14 protein-coding genes are annotated in these 14,633 nt (G+C 71.9%); 8 read left to right on the forward strand and 6 right to left on the reverse strand.

Features of this window, described 5'->3' with window-relative positions:
* The first annotated feature begins 6 nt into the window (after positions 1 to 6).
* From ACVTJA_RS31485 to ACVTJA_RS31510, 6 genes are all read left to right on the forward strand, one after another.
* Entirely contained in the window at positions 7 to 1,944 is a 1,938-nt protein-coding gene (locus ACVTJA_RS31485; RefSeq protein ID WP_465825216.1) for a hypothetical protein, read from the forward strand.
* A 73-nt stretch (positions 1,945 to 2,017) separates the two neighbouring features.
* Positions 2,018 to 3,433 carry a CHASE2 domain-containing protein gene (locus ACVTJA_RS31490; RefSeq protein ID WP_465825217.1) on the forward strand — a complete coding sequence of 472 codons (1,416 nt, stop codon included), beginning with the start codon at positions 2,018 to 2,020 and terminating at the stop codon, positions 3,431 to 3,433.
* A gap of 51 nt (positions 3,434 to 3,484) precedes the next feature.
* Positions 3,485 to 5,284, forward strand: a complete 1,800-nt coding sequence (locus tag ACVTJA_RS31495) for a diguanylate cyclase domain-containing protein (RefSeq protein WP_465825218.1) — start codon at positions 3,485 to 3,487, stop codon at positions 5,282 to 5,284.
* A 66-nt stretch (positions 5,285 to 5,350) separates the two neighbouring features.
* Complete coding sequence (locus ACVTJA_RS31500) at positions 5,351 to 5,938, forward strand: aspartyl/asparaginyl beta-hydroxylase domain-containing protein (RefSeq protein WP_465825219.1); 588 nt, start codon at positions 5,351 to 5,353, stop codon at positions 5,936 to 5,938.
* The gene (locus ACVTJA_RS31505) at positions 5,928 to 6,134 is read left to right on the forward strand and encodes a Nif11-like leader peptide family natural product precursor (RefSeq protein WP_465825220.1); all 207 of its coding nucleotides are present in this window, start codon (positions 5,928 to 5,930) and stop codon (positions 6,132 to 6,134) included. The genes ACVTJA_RS31500 and ACVTJA_RS31505 overlap by 11 nt, the downstream gene beginning before the upstream one ends.
* Complete coding sequence (locus tag ACVTJA_RS31510) at positions 6,131 to 7,114, forward strand: sulfotransferase family protein (protein WP_465825221.1); 984 nt, start codon at positions 6,131 to 6,133, stop codon at positions 7,112 to 7,114. Before ACVTJA_RS31505 ends, ACVTJA_RS31510 begins: the two co-directional genes overlap by 4 nt.
* Positions 7,115 to 7,131: 17 nt before the next feature.
* Here ACVTJA_RS31510 and ACVTJA_RS31515 read toward each other — a convergent pair whose 3' ends face one another.
* From ACVTJA_RS31515 to ACVTJA_RS31535, 5 genes are all read right to left on the reverse strand, one after another.
* On the reverse strand, positions 7,132 to 8,097 hold the full coding sequence (locus ACVTJA_RS31515; RefSeq protein WP_465825222.1) for a ribokinase: 966 nt from the start codon (positions 8,095 to 8,097) through the stop codon (positions 7,132 to 7,134).
* Positions 8,098 to 8,310: 213 nt separating this feature from the next.
* Entirely contained in the window at positions 8,311 to 8,811 is a 501-nt protein-coding gene (locus ACVTJA_RS31520) for a DUF6232 family protein (RefSeq protein ID WP_465825223.1), read from the reverse strand.
* On the reverse strand, positions 8,808 to 9,155 hold the full coding sequence (locus tag ACVTJA_RS31525) for a DNA-binding response regulator (protein WP_465825224.1): 348 nt from the start codon (positions 9,153 to 9,155) through the stop codon (positions 8,808 to 8,810). Before ACVTJA_RS31525 ends, ACVTJA_RS31520 begins: the two co-directional genes overlap by 4 nt.
* Before the next feature lie 189 nt (positions 9,156 to 9,344).
* Positions 9,345 to 10,703, reverse strand: coding sequence for a sigma-54-dependent transcriptional regulator (locus ACVTJA_RS31530; protein WP_465825225.1), 1,359 nt, complete (start codon positions 10,701 to 10,703; stop codon positions 9,345 to 9,347).
* Positions 10,693 to 12,804, reverse strand: a complete 2,112-nt coding sequence (locus ACVTJA_RS31535; protein WP_465825226.1) for a two-component system sensor histidine kinase NtrB — start codon at positions 12,802 to 12,804, stop codon at positions 10,693 to 10,695. Before ACVTJA_RS31535 ends, ACVTJA_RS31530 begins: the two co-directional genes overlap by 11 nt.
* 76 nt (positions 12,805 to 12,880) lie before the next feature.
* Here ACVTJA_RS31535 and ACVTJA_RS31540 point away from each other — a divergent pair, with 76 nt between their 5' ends.
* Both ACVTJA_RS31540 and ACVTJA_RS31545 read left to right on the forward strand, forming a co-directional pair.
* A complete protein-coding gene (locus ACVTJA_RS31540) occupies positions 12,881 to 13,318 on the forward strand; it encodes an Imm1 family immunity protein (RefSeq protein WP_465825227.1) in 438 nt (145 codons plus the stop codon).
* A gap of 159 nt (positions 13,319 to 13,477) precedes the next feature.
* Entirely contained in the window at positions 13,478 to 13,627 is a 150-nt protein-coding gene (locus ACVTJA_RS31545; RefSeq protein ID WP_465825229.1) for a hypothetical protein, read from the forward strand.
* Positions 13,628 to 13,723: 96 nt separating this feature from the next.
* Here the strand turns inward: ACVTJA_RS31545 and ACVTJA_RS31550 are convergent, their stop codons facing one another.
* Positions 13,724 to 14,569, reverse strand: a complete 846-nt coding sequence (locus ACVTJA_RS31550) for a GC-type dockerin domain-anchored protein (RefSeq protein ID WP_465825230.1) — start codon at positions 14,567 to 14,569, stop codon at positions 13,724 to 13,726.
* Positions 14,570 to 14,633 lie beyond the last annotated feature (64 nt).

Consider the following 14,633-nt stretch of genomic DNA (forward strand, 5'->3'; position numbering starts at 1 on the left):
CCTCACATGGCAATCATCTCCGCCGACACCTTCCGTCCCTTGAAGCGCCACATCGGCTGCCGGCTCCAGCAGGGCGTCCCCATCGTGGACGCGGACTGGAACGAGCTGGAGGACATCCGCAGGTTCGAGCTCCGCGCCTTCCTGAAGTGGTTCATCGGCGACGGCATCCCCGAGGGCACCGACGGCTTCCGGGTGGTGGGGCAGAATCAGGCCAACGACTTCCTCATCAGCGCCGGGACGCCGCCCGCGGTGCTGTCCACGGACCCGGTGGAGCACGCGCTGCGCGACATCGGCCGCCTCCTGGTGGACGGGCGCGACATCCTCATCGACGCGGACCTGCGCTTCCGCCAGCAGTCGCTCCACGTCAGCCAGCCCGGCGCCGCGGCCCGGGCCGCCGCCCTGGGCGTGCCCACCGTGCCGGAGCTGCCCGGCCTGAATGGCGAGGTGCTCATCTACGTGGATGTCTGGGACCGGCTGCTCACGCCCGCCGAGGACCCCTCGCTGCTGTTCCCCGGCCTGGGCACCGAGAGCTGCGCCCGTCTCAAGCGCGAGTGGGTGGTGCGCGCGCGGGTGTCCGCCACCGTGCCCAGGCTCACCACTCCCGCGGACCCGGACTACCTGGCGGGCCACAGCTACTACGCGCTCGCCCGGGTGCTCCGCCGCACCACCAGCCCCAACGTGGCCAGCTCCGACGTGGTGGACCTGCGCGCCCGCCGGCTCTTCCTCCCGTCGGCGACGCTCATCGAGGACGCGCTGGGCACCACGGCGGACCGCTACCGCCAGGGGCTGGACCGCCCGGCCATCAACCTCCGGGCCGCCATCAATGCGCTGCTGAGGGGAGAGCTCCCCGGCACGCAGGAGACGAGACTCGCACCGAGTACCAGCCAGCAGATCATGATGCGCGGGTTCGCCTTCGATAAGAGCAACGGGGTGCTGGCGGCGTGGCTCTCTCCGGGGGTGGGCAGTGACTACCAGGTGTTCATGAGCCGGTTGTCGCTGAGCAACATCCCCGGCGGATTCGACCCCGCGCCCGTGCAGGTCAGCGCCACCACCAACCACCCATACCCGCCGTTCCTCGCGGTGCTGCCGGATGGGGATGTCATCGTCAGCTACAGTGAAATCACGAGCACCACCCCGTTCGAAATCAACGCGCTCTACAAGCGCGCCCCCTACTCCGGGCTGGCGACCGCGCCCGAGCAGCAGGTGGCGAACACCACCCAGTTCGAGGCAGCCCCCATGGTGTTCGTGAGCGGCAACGTGGCCGTGTTCATCTACGCGGGGGGCACGAGCACCGAACTGCTCTGGAAGTTCCGCCGCCTGCGGCACACGGACAACACCTGGCTGGACGCAAACCCGGTCGTCCTCTCTCCCGAGCAGGTCCTGGGCTTCCTGCACGCGGCCGTGGCGGAGGACGGCCGCCTCTGGGCGATAGGCTCCAACGACAACGACAAGGTGTTCGCGCTCTCGCTGGACCCGGTGACGGGCGTGGTCGCCAACAACTCGCCCCTGTTCGACGCGAACACGTCGGGCGATCCGCAGCCCTTCATCCTTCCGACGAAGGCCGGGCCTGTCTTCGGCTTCTGGCGGGGCCCCACGGGGTTGATGATGGCGCGCTTCGCGGCCGGTGCCTGGGAGCCCGCGCAGGCCCTGCCGTTCACCGTCGTCGGTGATGATTTCAACCCGACCGCGGTGGAGGACGCGTACGGCGGGCTGTGGCTCTACTTCGCCCGGGGGACACCGGGCCGTGTGTTCTACGTCCGTCGCGAGCCAGCCGACGGCAGATGGGGACTCGTGCGGCAACTGACCGTGTCCACCGACACCAGCGCGGACGACACGCCGTTCGCGACCCAGGCGCCGGACCGTTCGACCTGGGTCTTCTGGCAGAGCTCGCGGGGCGGCGGCTCTCAGAACATCTTCTTCAAGCAGGTCTTCAACGCCATCTGAAGTGAGCACCGGGAGGGACTGATTGCGCGGGGCGGACCGGGCACGCATGATGCGCCCGGACGCGTCCCCAGCCATGTCCCCAAGTCCCTCCGAGCCCACCGCGGGTCCCAGCCCCCGTCGCCCGCGCACCGCGCTGTGGCGGACGCTGGGCGCGCTGGTGGGCGTGCTGATGGCCGTCGTCACTGCGGTGGCGGGCGGTGCGCCGGGCTTCCTGGAGCGCGCGCTGTATGACACGGCGGTGAGCCGGTGGTTGCCCGGCGTGCCGAAGAGCGCGGACCTCGTGCTGGTGGAGGTGGATGACCGGACGCTGGCGGCGCTCGGGGAGCGCTGGCCGCTGTCCCGCGCGACATGGGCCCGGGCCTTCCGAGCGCTCGCGGCACAGCGGCCCGCGGCGGTGGCGGTGGACGTGGTGTTCGACCAGCCCGGGCCTCGCGATGCGCTGGAGCTGGGCGAGGAGGTGCTGGAGGCGCTCCAGGACTCGGGCCTCGCGGCGCAGCCCGCGGGGGCGGCGTTGGTGTCCCGCCTGGAGGCGCGGCTGCATGAGCAGGACGGAGACGCGCGGCTGGCGGAGGCGCTCTCGGAAGGAACGGGCGTCATCCTCGGCGCAGCGGCGCTGACGGGGGACATGCCGGTGATGGCGCCGATGGAGGAGGGTGCCCCGGGCCAGCCCCTGGCCCTGTCCCTCCCCGTGGAGGCGCTGCGGCTGAAGGCGCCGTCGGTGGCGGGGAGCATCGCTCCGCTGCGGCTCGCGGCGCGAGGCAGCGGGACGTTGAACATGTGGGTGGACGGAGATGGCGTCATCCGCCGCTATCCGTACGCGGTGAATGTCGCGGGCCGGGCGTGGCCTTCGCTGGCGCTGGCCACCGCGCTGCAGTTGATGCCGGAGCGCTCCGCGTCGCTGCTGAGGCTCGCGTCGCTCGACCATGGGGCGCCGCTGATGCGGCTGCCGGCTCCGGACTGGCTGCCCCGGGTGAGCCTGGCGGATGTGCTCACCGCGGAGCCGGGCTCGGTGGGGTTGGACCTGGCGCTGCGTGGGAAGACGGTCTTCGTGGGCGTCACCGCGGCGGGGTTGCACGGCCAGAGCACGCTGCCCGGACAGGTGGCCGTGCCGGGCGTGGAGATTCACGCCTTTGCCCTGGACAACCTGCGCTCGGGCCGGCTGCTGCGCTCGTCGGGCGTGGTGGCGATGACGGGCGTGCTGGAGACGGCGGCGGTGCTGCTGGCCTTCGCGCTGCTGTGCCGCCGTGCGCGCTCGCTGCGCGCGATGCTCGGGTGGGCGCTGCTGCTCGCCGTGCTGCATGGAGCCCTGGTGGGCTGGATGGCCGCGGACCCGGGCTGGGTGGTGCCGCTGGTGCCCGCGTGGGTGGGCCTGCTGCTGATGCTGGTGGTGGACGCCGTGGCGCGCGGTGAGGAGCTGGGCCGGCAGCGTAGCGCCCTGCGCCGGCTGTTCGCCCGCTATCCCCAGGCGACGGGCTCGACGTCGGAGTAGCCACGCCCGGGAGTCCCCGCGACACGAGTTCCGTGGCAGCATCCGAGAGGCATGGCTCCGTACGCCCTCATCGCCGAGCCCGACCCGAGCCGCGCCGCCGTGCTCCTCGCCCTCGTCCGGGGTGAGGGGCTCGAAGGCGTGGCGGCCCGCGACGGCGCGGACGCGCAGGAGACGGTGCGCCAGCGCGGCTCGCCCCGCCTGCTCATCACCGACCTGGCGCTGCCTCGCGTGGATGGCTTCACGCTGCTGACGTGGCTGCGCGAGCGTGAGGACGCCGCCGCCACGGCGGTGGTGGTGGTGACGGCCTTCGATGAGTTGCGCGTGCGGGCCTGGCAGCTCAAGGACGTGCTGGGCATCCACGCGCTCCTCAGCCGGCGCGCCACGCCGGAGCGGGTGCGGGACACCCTGAAGCGCGTGCTGGACGGCCAGCGCTCCGCCCTGCCCGACGCCGCGGAGCCCACGGTGGACCAGGAGCGCCAGCGGCTGGCGCGCATCGAATCGATGCGGCTGGTGGACGAAGGGCCTCCGGACGCGGAGCTTCAGCAACTCGTCTCCGAGGTGGCGCAGGCCTTCGGCGTCCCCGTGGCGTTGCTGTCGCTCGTCCTCGGGGACCGGCAATGGTTCAAGGCGCACGTGGGGCTGCCGCCCTCGCTCGCGAAGGACAGGGGGACCCCTCGGGACTGGGCCTTCTGCCACCACGTGGTGCAGGGCCGCGAGCCGCTGGTGGTGCCGGACGCCACGCGCCACCCGGTGTTCCGCGACAACCCGCTGGTGCGCGATGGAATCGTTGGCAGCTATGCGGGCGCACCGCTGCTCACGTCCACCGGAGAGGTGCTCGGCTCGCTGTGCGTCATCGACACGCGGCCGCTGGTGCTCGGCTCGGAGGACCTGGCGGCCCTGCGCGAGCTGGCCCGGCGCGTGGCGGAGGACCTGGAGCAGAAGGTCCGCGCACGGCAACCGGCGCAGGCCCCCGAGCTCGCGGGTGTCGCGAAGGCGCCGGCCCTCACGGAGGACACGGCGCTGGCGGTGCTGGCGGAGGCGGTGCAGGCGATTGATGTCCCGGTGCTGCTCGTGGCCCCGGGACGCCGCCCCTTCGCGGGCAACGCCGCGCTGTCGGAATGGCTGGGCCTGCCGGCCGAGCGAATCCCTGGACTGACGCTGGAGGCCTTCTGTCAGCACGTGGCCGGGCTGACGGCGGACCCGGCGGCCGCTCTGCGGCAGCTCGACCTGGCCTCCGAGTCCTCGCGAGGACTGCACCTCACCGTCACGCTGGAGCGCCCCCAGCCCCGGCGGCTGCGCTGGATGGCGCGGCCCTTTCCGGTACCCGGCGGCGTGGCGCAGTTCCTCACGCTCGTTGACCTGGGCGGCACGCCCTCGCCCCGTGAAGAGCGTGAGCGGATGTTGCGCGTGGACGCGCTGACGGGCCTGGACACACGGCGCGCGGGCGAGGAGCGGGTGCTGCGCGAGATTGGCCGCTGCCGTCGCGACGGGCTGCCCTTCAGCCTGCTCCTGGTGGACCTGGTGGGGCTGGGCCGGCTCAACACCACGCGAGGCTTCGACGCGGGGGATGCCGCGCTGCGCGAGGTGGCCCGCCGGCTGGAGTCCCTGTGCGCTCGGACGGGCTTCGCCGTGCGGTGGGAGGGAGGCACGCTGCTGGGCGCGCTCCCCGGCGTGGATGCCTCGGGCGCGGAAGGCCTGCGGCAGCAACTCCAGGCCGTGCACGGCGCGCCGGAGGTGGTGTCCGCCACGGTTTCGGTGGAAGGCGAGGAGGACCCCCAGAGCACGCTGGCCCGGGCCGAGGCCGCGCTGACTCGGTCGAAGGCGGAGCACCGGGCCAAGCACCCCGGGTGAGCCGCGCCGCGAGCCGGTGTATGAAGGGGGTACGCTTCCGCACGTCCTCGCGGGAGTGGAGGCCGCATGCCCTCGTTCGTGGTGCCCGACCGACTCCGCCTTCCCTTCTCCTTCGACGCGGCCTGGCTCCAGGAGGAGCTGGCGCGGCTGGGCCCCGACATCTGGGTGCCGCACTTCAACAAGCGCAACTACGAGGGCGAGTGGAGCGGCGTGCCGCTGCGGTCCATTGGCGGCGAGGAAGGGCGCATCTACCCCGACCCCACCGGCCGGGAGCGCTACGCGGACACGCCGCTGCTCGCGCGGTGCCCCGCCTTCCGCGAGGTGCTGTCCACGTTCCAGTGCCCCATCGGCTCGGCGAGGCTGCTGAAGCTCGCGGCGGGCGCCGTCATCCGCGAGCACACCGACTACAACCTCGGCTTCGAGGACGGCGAGGTGCGGCTCCACGTCCCCATCGTCACGCACCCCGACGTGGCCTTCTTCCTCTCGGGCCGGCGCGTGGTGCTCGAGCCCGGTGACTGCTGGTACCTCAACTTCAACCTCCCCCACCGGGTGGAGAACCCCAGCGCCACGGACCGCGTCCACCTGGTGATGGACTGCGTGGTGGATGACTGGCTGCGCGCCGTCTTCTCCAGGGCCATCGTTCATGCCGCCTGACGGCTTCGAGCGATTCCGCCGGCTCGTGCTGGAAGACGTGGCATTGCAGGACGCGCTGAAGGAGACGGCGGACGTGCCGGCCTTCATCGCCCTGGCGCGAAAGCTCGGCGCCGAGCGCGGATGTCATTTCACCGAGGAGGAAGTGCGGGAGGCGATGCGCGCCGCCCGGCGGACGTGGCTGGAGCGGTGGGTATGAGCGACGCGCGGCTGGAGGGTTGGGTGCCCTGCCGTGTCCTCTTCGCGGACGGCGAGCCGCGCGTGGAGTGGTGCCACCTGGGCACGCAGCGCTTCACGGACCCGTTCTTCGACCAGACGCTGGAGCGCCGGTTCCGCCACCCCTTCGCCCTGCTCTTCCGGCACCAGACATCCATGGACGAGCTGGTGCGGCGTCATGCCGAGCGGCCCGGGCTGCCGGTGCGAGGGCTCGTCTTCCACATGTCGCGCTGTGGCTCCACGCTGCTGGCGCAACTGCTCGCGGCACTCCCGCGCCACGTCGTCCTCTCCGAGGCCGGGCCGGTAGACAGGGTGCTTCGCGCCCACCTGCACGTGCCCGGCATCACGGAGGCGCAGCGGATTGAGTGGCTGCGCGCGGTGGTGGGCGCGCTCGGTCAGCGGCGCAACCCGGAGGAAGAGGCGGTGTTCCTCAAGCTGGACGCATGGCACATCCTGGAACTGCCGCTGCTCCAGCGGGCGTTTCCCGGCGTGCCGTGGCTGTTCCTCTACCGAGAGCCGGTGGAGGTGCTGGCCTCGCACCAGAACCACCGGGGCGCGCACATGCTGCCGGGCATCCTGGAGCCCGCGTTGCTGGGGCTGGAGCCGGGGGCACTGGAGGGAATGCCGCTGGAGGAGTACGGCTCCCGCGTGCTGGCTCGACTGTGCGAGGCGGGGCTGCACGGCTATCGGGAGCGCCAGGGACCGGCGCGACTGCTGGACTATCGGCAGCTCGCCACGGAGGGAGCGGCGCTCCTCACGGACCTCTTCGGACTGGAGCTGTCACCGGAGGACTCCGAGCGCCTGCGCACCGCCGCGGAGCGGAACGCGAAGAACCCCGTGGTGCCCTTCGCGGACGACACCGAGGAGAAGGCACGCCGGGCCACCGCCCTGTCGCGCGAGATGGCGGAGCGCCACATCCGCCCCGTCTACGACGCGCTGGAGGCCGAGCGCCTTCGCGGCTGAACGCGAGTGCGCACGCGCTACAGCGGGGCCACGTCCGAGGACAGCCCCATGGGCCCCAGCATCGCGAGCCGCGACTCCACCTGCTCGCGCGTGGGCAGCCCGCCGAGCGCGCCCAGTCGCATCGTCGCCAGCGCGGAGGCCTCGTGCGCGAAGCGCGCCGCCTGGGCCAGCGACTTCCCTTCCGCCAGCGCCACGCAGAGCGCCGCGCAGAAGGCGTCTCCCGCGCCCGTGGTGTCCGCGCGATCCAAGGCCTCGTCCGGCAGCCACAACTCACCCGCGGAGGACAGGACGAGGCTGCCGCCAGGTGCCGCCACCACCACGTCCCCCACGCCTCTCCGCAGCAGGTTCTCCGCCGCCTGCCGCGCCGAGGCCCTGTCTCGAACCTCCACGCCGGTCAGGACCTCGGCCTCGTGCGCATTGGGACGGATGATGTGCACGGCCTCCAGCAGGTCTTCCGACAGTGACTTCACGGGAGACGGGTCCAGCACCACGCGCGTGCCCGCCGCCCGCGCGTGATGGATGGCGGCGCTCACGACCTCCAACGGCACCTCGAGGTCGATGAGCATCACGCTCGCGGAGGAGATGCGCTCCTCCGCCTGCATCACGTCCGACACCTTCATGCACCGGTTCGCCCCGGGGGCGGCGAGGGTCTGCTTCCTTCCGTCCTCGTCCACCATCTCCAGCACCACGCCGGTGAGCGAGGACGGGTCTCTCGCCACGCCGCCGATATCCACGCCCTCGTCCGCGAGCTGCTCCAGCGCCGCGAGCCCTCGCGCATCCATGCCCACGCGGCCGATGAGCGCCACGCGAGCGCCCAACCGAGCCGCGCCCACGGCGCCGTCGGCCCCCTTGCCCCCGAGGCTCTCCAGGAACAGATGGCCCTGCACGTTGTCGCCGGGCCCGGGCAGGCGGGAGCCCTGCACCAGGAAGTCCGTGTTGATTCCGCCGACCACGACGATGTCGGCCTGCTCGCCAGTTGCCATGGCCCACCTCCTCCTCGGGCCCGCCGGGCGTGCAATCTCCGTCATCCAGAGAGGCCGCCCGCCCCGTGCAAGGAGCAAGGCGGGCCGCCACGAGGGCATGCGACTGGCTTCAAGGTACGCACGGAGCCAGCGCGAGCCCCCGAAAGGAGTGCCCGCTGCTCTGCTTCCGACCAGAAGAACCGGGGCCTGTTCACCGGCTCGCCGCCACTCCGCTCAGTGTCCCCAACGCGCCGAGGCCACCGCCTCCTGGAGCAGCGCAGCCAGCCGAGTGCTCGTCCGGGCCTCGCTGCTGCTCAGCACCCGCCACGCACCCTCGCGCGTGTGCAGCACCACCTGGTACGAGTCCTCCGCGACCAGCAGCCGGGCCATGGACCCGAAGAACACCACCGCGAGGAGCACGAGCGCGGCCTCGTAGAACCCCCGGCGCCCCGTGGCCGCCACGGACAGCGCGGACAGCATCGGCAGCCCCACGCTCATGCTCAACGCGAGCGTGGCCAGCACGGGCCGCAGGCTCGGCGAGCTACGCACGGACTCCACGCGCTGCACGTCCGCGAGCGGCAGCGTCTTCCCCCGCGCCACCACGCACTCGGAGGTGACGAGGACGCCGTGCGCCTGGAACAGCGGCGCCTCGACGGGAGGCAGCGCCACGACCACCGGACGCTGGGGCAACACGGGGGCACCGGGCAGCAGGACCGCGGCCTGAGGCTTCATCATGAGTCAGCTCCAGAGGTCGGCGGCACGGCCCCGCCGGAAGAAATCGATGTGGCGTCCCGCACGCCGGGAAGGTGTGCCCGCAGCATCCGGCGCAGCTCCTCCAGCGGACGGCCCAGCGCGAAGCAGTCCCGCGCCCCCAGCCGCAGCGCGAGCTGCACCAGCCGCTCATCCGCGAACGGCACCAGCACGATGAACGGCCCCTGCCGCAACAGCTCCCGCGCCCGGCCCAACAGACGGTGGAGGCCCTCGCCCCGCTCCACGTGCACCAGCACGAGGTCTGGACGCACCGCGAGGCCGGGTCCATCCAACTCCAGGGCAATGCCCAGCTCTCCCAGCACGTCCATCAGGAGCGAGCTGAGCGAGGCATCTCCCCCCAAGAGGAGGGCGTGGGCTGTGAATGGGGACTCCACTGGCATGGAGCCAAGCAATGCCCATGCCCGGGCACTTCCCTCTCGGAGCCGCGGCCGGCGAGCCGCGCACCGTGGCATCGCGCCAGCCCGATATGGCGGATTGCCACGGTGGTGCCGGAGCGACTACCCGCGCTCCCGCTCGCGACGATGGATTGTGGACACATCGATGCCCAGCAGCTCCGCCGCGCGCGTCTTGTTCCCGCCGCAGCGAGCCACCATCCACGCGATGTACTCCGCCTCCAGCCGGCGCAGCGGCCACAGCTCCTGCTGCGCCAGCGCCAGCGGCCGGGACTCCAGCGCTTCGGACGGCAGGTGCGGGCGCAGCTCCTCCATACCCACCGTCTCCCCGGGTGCGAGCACCACCAGCCGCTCCACCAGGTTCTCCAACTCGCGCACGTTGCCCGGCCAGGGCATGGCCGCCAGCGCCGTGACGACCTCCGGAGCCAGCGCCTGCACGCGCGAGCGCGGGTTGCGGGCCCGGGCGCGGGTGACGAAGTGCTCCACCAGCAGGGGAATGTCCTCGCGGCGCTCGCGCAGTGGGGGCAGGCGAAGGGTGACGACGTTGAGCCGGTAGAAGAGGTCCGCGCGGAAGCGGCCCTCGCGCACGCGCGCCTCCAGGTCCTGGTGCGTGGCGGCGATGATGCGCACGTCCACGGTGCGGCTGGCGTCCGCGCCCACCGCGCGCACCTCGCCGTCCTCCAGCACGCGCAAGAGGCGGGCCTGGAGCTCCATGGGCATGTCGCCAATCTCGTCCAGGAACAGCGTGCCCCGGTCCGCCTCCACGAAGAGCCCGCGCCGCGCCGAGGTGGCCCCGGTGAAGGCGCCCTTCACGTGGCCGAACAGCTCGCTCTCCAGCAGGTCGTGCGGTAGCGCGGTGCAGTTGACCGCGACGAAGGGCCCGGCCGCGCGCGGCCCCTCGAAGTGGAGCGCCCGCGCCACCAGCTCCTTGCCGCTGCCGCTCTCGCCGCGCAGCAGCACCGCCGCGCCCGAGTGCGCCACCCTTCCGATGAGCTCATAGAGCGAGCGCATCGGCGCGCTGCGGCCCACCAGCGCGCCCAGGCTGCTGCGCTCGGCGGCGGCCTGTCGCAGGGCCCGGTTCTCCGCGCGAAGCCGCCGCTCCGCCAACGCGCGCTTCAGGAAGACGAGCACCTCGTCCAGCCGGAAGGGCTTGGTGAAGTAGTGGTAGGCGCCGCGCTTCATCGCCTCCACCGCGCTCTCCACGCCGCCGAAGGCCGTCATCAGCAGCACCGGCACCTCGGGGTCCACCGCGTGCACGGCCTCCAGCACATCCAGGCCGTCCACCTTCTCCATGCGTAGGTCACTGAGCACCGCGTCGTAGAGCCGCGAGCGCACGAGCTGCACGGCCTCCTCGCCGCCCGTGGCGAGGTCCACGGTGTAGCCCTCGTCGGTGAGCGGGTCGCGCAGCATGCGCCCCATCTCCACGTGGTCGTCGACGACCAGGATGCGTCCCTCAGCTTGCATGTCGCTCCTCGGCGGCGGACGGCGTGGCGGGCCACAGCACGGTGACGCAGGTGCCCTGCCCCGGCTCGCTCTCCAGCTCGATGCGCCCGCCATGGTTGCGCACGACGTGGGCCACCATCGTCAGGCCCAGCCCCGTGCCCTGCCCGCGCTTCTTCGTGGTGAAGAACGGGTCGAAGACCTGGTTGAGGCTCTCGCGCGGAATGCCGCAGCCGTCGTCCCGCACGGTGAGCGACACCAGCCCCCACGTCCCTCGCGCCGCGCCATCCGGCCCCGAGGCCGACAGCCGCACCCGCCCGCCCGGGCCGCACGCGTCACACGCGTTGAGCGCCAGATTCACGAGGACCTGTTGGAGCTGGTCCGGGTCCGCGGCCAGTGGAGGCAGCGCGTCTGGCACGTCCAGCTCCAGGCTCACCTTGCGGCGCTCCGCCTCCACGCGCAGCAGCTCGTGCACGTCGCGGACGATGGGCCCGAGCGACACCGGCCGCACCGCCGTGGGCCGCAGGCGCGAGAAGTCCAGGAGCTGCCGCAGCGTGCGGCTCACCCTGTCTATCTGCTCGATGATGACGGCCACGCCGGGGCCCTGCGGATGCCCCTGCCCCAGCTTGCCGAGCACGTACTCCGCCCGCCCGCGCACCACGCCCAGCGGAGTGCCAATCTCATGCGCGATGCCCGCGGCGAGCACGCCCACCGTGGCCAGCTTCTCCGCGCGCAAGAGCTGCGTCTCCAGCGCGCGCACGTTGCTCAGGTCCTCCACCACCAGCAGCGTGCGGACGTCCGAATCTCTCGCCTCCAGCGGCACCGCGTGAAGGTTGAACCGCCCTTCATCTCCGAAGAGGGCCAGCGGCTCGCCCAGCAGGCTGTGCGGGCGTGCCTCGCTCGCGGCGGCCTCCGCCAGCGCGCGCAGGCGGGACACCACGGCCTCGGGGGCCCGCGGAAACGCGGCGGCCAGCGGTGCGCCCACGGCGCCCTCCGGCATCCGGGCGCGCAGGGCCTGGTTGACGGCGCTGATGCGGCCATCCTCCGTGAGGGCGAGCACGCCGGCGGGGATGTGGTCGAGAATCTTCTGCGTCTTGTCGTGCAGGTGCGCGAGCTGGTCCGCGTGACGGCGGCTCTCGCGCAGCGCGGCCGCGCGGCGCTGGGCCAGCACCACGTACACGGCGAACGCCACCAGGAAGAGCGCCACCAGCGCGGAAGCGCCCGCCAGCCGCCAGATGAGCCCCTGCTCGTGCGAGCGCAGCGCCGCGGTGGACACCAGCGTGGCCGCGGCCCAGTTGCTGCCGCCGCGCATGCGGATGGGAGTGAAGACGGCGACGGCCTCCGCGCGCCCGAGCCCCAGCCGCTCCGCCTCGTCCTCGCCGAGCGGGAGCGTGCCGCGCTCGCCTTCCTTCATCCGCGCCGCCATGGACGCGAAGCCCGGAACGAGCATTCCTTCCGCCTCCAGCCGCCGGTACCAGTCCGCGAGCTTCGCGTCACTCGCGGGAGTCGGCTGGTCATGCGCGCCCAGCAGCAGCAGGCGCGCCTCCGGGTCCGAGGTGACGATGCGCAGCGGCGTGAAGAAGGACTCCGTGTCCACCAGCACCGCGATGGCGCCCGCGGGCCGCCCCTGGGCCACGGGCAGCGCGGTGGCCATGACGCGCAGCCAGCCCTGGCTCTCTCCGAGCGGCGGTGACGTGGTGATGTCGCCCGGGGGGCGCTGGAGCGCGCGCCGGGCCGCCTCCGCCATCTGCGGGAGGATGGCGCCGCGAGACACCTGCTTGCCGGTGCGCCTGTCCAACAGGCGCAGCCGCTCGCGCCCTTCCGCGTCGTACGCGACGATGACCTTGTACTGGCCCACGGCCTCCAGCAGGGCGCGCAGCTCTCTCCGGTGCTCGGCATCGCTGCCGGGCTGGGACATCAGCTCGCCCGCGAAGCGCAGGTCCTCGCCCACGTCCTCGAGCGACTCCCCGACGCCCCGCGTGGCCTCGTCGAGCTGGGCCTGCCGGTCCACCGCGAACTGCCGCGCCAGCGCCGCGCGGTTGCTCTCCAGCAGGGTGAGCACGCCCATGCCCACGCTGGTGAGCGCGGCGACGAGGAGCAGGATGGGCAACAGGGCGTACCGCATGGACGCGGCGAGTCTATCGTGTCCGCGGGCATTACCCCCGACGGGATGATTCGGGGACACCGAGCCGAGGCAGCGAATGGATTTCGTCAGGTACGTCGGGGTGGATGGCGATGAGTGCGATGCCACGTGGGACGCGGTTCTCGAAGCAATCGAGCGCTTGAGAGGCGGTCAGTCCCATCAGATATCCCTGAGCGAGAGCGAGACGGGTGATGTCTTCATGCTCATCAGCCGCTGCCGGCCGTCCGGGCTCCTCTATGTTTCGGCCCGGGCGCAGGATGAGGCGGATGAGTTCGACCTGGTCGATGCCTCGATGCCACCAGACCTGATCGAGTGCATCGTGGGGACGCGGATGCAGACCGTTACGCGGGACGCCTTCGTCGACGGGCCCCAGGTCGAGGCGGTGGCCAGGCACTTCTTCCACACGGGAACGAGGCTCGCCTCCGCCACCTGGCGGAAGACGAAGGAGCGATACCTGCGGATGGGACGGGGCGAGCCCGTTCTCAGTCTCAAATGACCCGGCTCCCTGGATAAATTGTTTTAGCTGATACTCTTGCAACCGCGGCACTCGTGGACGTGCTGGGCGCCGCGCACAACCCCATCCGGGAGAGCACAAATGATTGGCTCCGCGAAGAAGGTCGCACAGTTGTTGCTCGCCGTTACCGCAGGCGCGGTCGTGTCGTTCGGTACCACCGTGGCAGTTGCACCGACGCCCAGCGAGCCGCTCTCCTACTGCTCCGTGAACTGCGTCAACTACTGCATCGACGAGGGCTTCAGCTACGGCCGGTGTGATGTCGATGTCTGTGTCTGCTTCTACGCCTACTGACGTCGTCGGCGTCCGACGGCGCCACTGAAGTCCCCTCGCTCCTCCGAGGCCGCGCCATCGGAGGAGCGAGGTCATGCCCTGGTGCGTGAGTCCGCCTCAGCAGCCCCGGCCGTACGCCAGCAGGAACGTGGTGCGGTCCGTGTCGTTCACCACGCCGTTGCCGTCCGCGTCCGCGTCCAGGCTGCGAGCGTTGTACGCGTTGAGGAACGCGTCGCGGTCCGCCTGATTCACGGTGCCGTTCGTGTCGTAGTCGGACGGGCAGTAGAACTTGATGCTCATCTTCCACCACGACGTCGCCGTGCCCGCGGTGCCCTCGCGCGCGTCCACCAGCGCGGACACGTCACCCTGGAGCGTGAAGGGCCCGGGGAACAGCCAGCCCTTGCGGCTCACCGAGTCCGCGTCGTTGTTGCCGATGTCGATGGACAGCACGGGCGCGCCGGTGGTGAGGCTGGCGATGTACACGAGCGACGTGGAGCCGCCGTAGACACCCGCCGTCGTGTCCGCCGTGGCATCCCCGGACACCACGTAGCGGGCGAAGCGGTTCAGGTCGAACGTCAGGTAGAAGTCCGCGTTGCCCGTGGCGTACCCGCGCCCGGTGGCCTGCGTCCAACCATCCGCCGTGGCCCTCACCTCCGCGGTGATGCTGGAGCCGGTGATGCTCGACGTCTCCGTGCCCGAGCCATTCGAGTCCGCGTGGCTGTGCGTGTCGTCGTACTGCGGCTGCTCGCTGGCCTTCAGCACCACGCTCTCGTTGAAGTCCTCGAAGCCGTAGGTGCGGCGCGAGTCCTCCGCGTTCACGTTGGTGATGCCGCCATCCTTGGCGATGACGGTGGCGGACACCGACCGGGTGCCCTCGGACGGGGTGATGAACTGCGCCTGCGCGAACGCGGACGTGGCGGCGAACAGGGGAACGGCACCAGCCAACAGGGGGATGCGACGCATGAGACCTCCAAGCTGCGTGACGGGTTGCGCGCGCAACTTAGGCGCCCCGCCTGACGGCCTTCCT

This window comes from Pyxidicoccus sp. M6, assembly GCF_055568925.1.

What these genes read in the sequence shown, in the direction of transcription:
- ACVTJA_RS31485 (WP_465825216.1), top strand. Translation starts at nt 7, where the DNA reads ATGGCAATCATCTCCGCCGACACCTTCCGTCCCTTGAAGCGCCACATC.
- ACVTJA_RS31490 (WP_465825217.1), top strand. Translation starts at nt 2,018, where the DNA reads ATGTCCCCAAGTCCCTCCGAGCCCACCGCGGGTCCCAGCCCCCGTCGC.
- ACVTJA_RS31495 (WP_465825218.1), top strand. Translation starts at nt 3,485, where the DNA reads ATGGCTCCGTACGCCCTCATCGCCGAGCCCGACCCGAGCCGCGCCGCC.
- ACVTJA_RS31500 (WP_465825219.1), top strand. Translation starts at nt 5,351, where the DNA reads ATGCCCTCGTTCGTGGTGCCCGACCGACTCCGCCTTCCCTTCTCCTTC.
- ACVTJA_RS31505 (WP_465825220.1), top strand. Translation starts at nt 5,928, where the DNA reads ATGCCGCCTGACGGCTTCGAGCGATTCCGCCGGCTCGTGCTGGAAGAC.
- ACVTJA_RS31510 (WP_465825221.1), top strand. Translation starts at nt 6,131, where the DNA reads ATGAGCGACGCGCGGCTGGAGGGTTGGGTGCCCTGCCGTGTCCTCTTC.
- ACVTJA_RS31515 (WP_465825222.1), bottom strand. Translation starts at nt 8,097, where the DNA reads ATGGCAACTGGCGAGCAGGCCGACATCGTCGTGGTCGGCGGAATCAAC.
- ACVTJA_RS31520 (WP_465825223.1), bottom strand. Translation starts at nt 8,811, where the DNA reads ATGATGAAGCCTCAGGCCGCGGTCCTGCTGCCCGGTGCCCCCGTGTTG.
- ACVTJA_RS31525 (WP_465825224.1), bottom strand. Translation starts at nt 9,155, where the DNA reads ATGGACGTGCTGGGAGAGCTGGGCATTGCCCTGGAGTTGGATGGACCC.
- ACVTJA_RS31530 (WP_465825225.1), bottom strand. Translation starts at nt 10,703, where the DNA reads ATGCAAGCTGAGGGACGCATCCTGGTCGTCGACGACCACGTGGAGATG.
- ACVTJA_RS31535 (WP_465825226.1), bottom strand. Translation starts at nt 12,804, where the DNA reads ATGCGGTACGCCCTGTTGCCCATCCTGCTCCTCGTCGCCGCGCTCACC.
- ACVTJA_RS31540 (WP_465825227.1), top strand. Translation starts at nt 12,881, where the DNA reads ATGGATTTCGTCAGGTACGTCGGGGTGGATGGCGATGAGTGCGATGCC.
- ACVTJA_RS31550 (WP_465825230.1), bottom strand. Translation starts at nt 14,569, where the DNA reads ATGCGTCGCATCCCCCTGTTGGCTGGTGCCGTTCCCCTGTTCGCCGCC.